Source organism: Streptomyces niveus (genome assembly GCF_001723055.1).
GTDB classification, from domain to species: domain Bacteria; phylum Actinomycetota; class Actinomycetes; order Streptomycetales; family Streptomycetaceae; genus Streptomyces; species Streptomyces niveus.
On sequence record NZ_MDCR01000226.1, the window covers coordinates 1 to 1742 of the forward strand.

2 protein-coding genes are annotated in these 1742 nt (G+C 73.3%); both read right to left on the minus strand.

Annotation, left to right across the window (positions count from 1 at the left end):
• Window positions 1-148: 148 nt before the first annotated feature.
• A complete protein-coding gene (locus tag BHU15_RS24905; RefSeq protein WP_069629248.1) occupies window positions 149-958 on the minus strand; it encodes a TrmH family RNA methyltransferase in 810 nt (269 codons plus the stop codon).
• Window positions 951-1742, minus strand: a 792-nt coding sequence (gene cobA / locus BHU15_RS24910) for a uroporphyrinogen-III C-methyltransferase (protein ID WP_255293209.1), incomplete at its 5' end; no start/stop codon positions are given. The genes BHU15_RS24905 and cobA, both read right to left, overlap by 8 nt.

The window sequence follows — 1742 nt, forward strand, 5'->3', positions numbered from 1 at the left end:
CAACGCAGGGGGCACCTCCCGTGCCCGAAGGGCTACGGGGGAGAGCGTGCGTCCAGGCGTCGTGAGCCAGACGGGACTTCCAGGGCACGCCCCAGGGCGTGTCGGCTGATGTCACGTGGCGACAGTGTGTGGACACGCCCTGGGCGGATCAGTCTCGGGGCCGCGTCATGTAGAAGGCGACCGCGGAGGTGGCGGCGACGTTGAGGGAGTCCACGCCGGCGTCCATCGGGATGCTCACGCGCAGATCTGCCGCGGCGAGGGCGCCGGCCGTCAGGCCGTCGCCCTCCGTACCGAAGAGCAGCGCGAGTCTGTCGTGCCGCTGCGCGGCGAGTTCGTCGAGGGTGATCGACTTCTCGTCGAGGCAGAGGGCGGCGGTGACGAATCCCGCCTCGCGCAGCAGGTCCGCGTCCCCCGGCCAGAAGTCCAGCCGGGTCCAGGGGACCTGGAGTACGGCGCCCATCGAGACCTTCACGGCCCGTCGGTAGAGCGGGTCGGCGCAGCGCGGGGTGAGGAGGACGGCGTCGACGCCGAGCGCCGCCGCGTTACGGAAGGCGGCCCCGAGGTTGGCGTGGTCGACCATGTCCTCGAAGACGGCCGCGCGGCGCGCCTTCTGTAGAAGGCCGGCGGGCGGCGGCAGGGGCTTGCGGTGCATGGAGGCGAGCGCGCCGCGGTGGACGTGGTAGCCGGTGACGCGTTCGGCCAGGTCCGGGGCGACCTCGTAGACGGGTGCGGAGGTCCCGTCGATGACGTCGCGCATCACCTCGGTCCACTTGGCCGTCAGGAGCATGGAGCGCATCTCGTAACCGGCCGCGACCGCACGGCGGATGACCTTCTCGCCCTCGGCGATGAACAGGCCCTCGGCGGGTTCGCGGCGGCGGCGGAGTTCGACGTCCGTGAGGTCGGTGTAGTCGGCGAGTCGGGGGTCGGGCGCGGCGTCGACGGTGGTGATCTCAGCCACGGCCGGCCTCAGCGGCGGGGCCTCCGGGGCCGACCGCGACCACGTCGCCGATGACGATGACGGCCGGGGGTCGTACGTCCTGCTCGCGGACGGCTTCGGCGGCCGTTTCGAGTGTCGCGTCGACACGGCGCTGGGTCGCCGTGGTGCCTTCCTGGATCAGCGCCACGGGGGTGGCGGGCGACTTGCCGTGGTCGACGAGGGTCCGGGCGATGGCGCCGATCTTGTCGACGGCCATCAGCAGGACGAGGGTGCCGCGCAGCCGGGCGAGCGCCGGCCAGTCGACGAGGGAGCGCGGGTCGTCGGGGGCGACATGGCCGCTGACCACCGTGAACTCGTGCGCCACACCCCGGTGGGTGACGGGGATGCCCGCCGCGCCGGGGACGCTGATGGAGCTGGAGATGCCGGGGACGACGGTGCAGGCGATGCCCGCCTCGGCGAGGGCCTGGGCCTCTTCCATGCCGCGGCCGAAGACGAAGGGGTCGCCGCCCTTGAGCCGTACGACCGCCTTGCCGGCCTTGGCGTGCTCGATCAGGGCGTTGTTGATGGCCTCCTGGGCCATGTAGCGGCCGTACGGGATCTTCGCGGCGTCGATCACCTCGACGTGCGGCGGGAGTTCGTCCAGGAGGTCGCGGGGGCCGAGGCGGTCGGCGATGACGACGTCGGCCTCGGCGAGGAGGCGCCGGCCCCGGACGGTGATCAGCTCCGGATCGCCGGGGCCGCCGCCCCACGCCACCGCACCCGGACCCAGGGCGTCGCCCTCGTCGGCGGCGGCCCCGGCGATCCG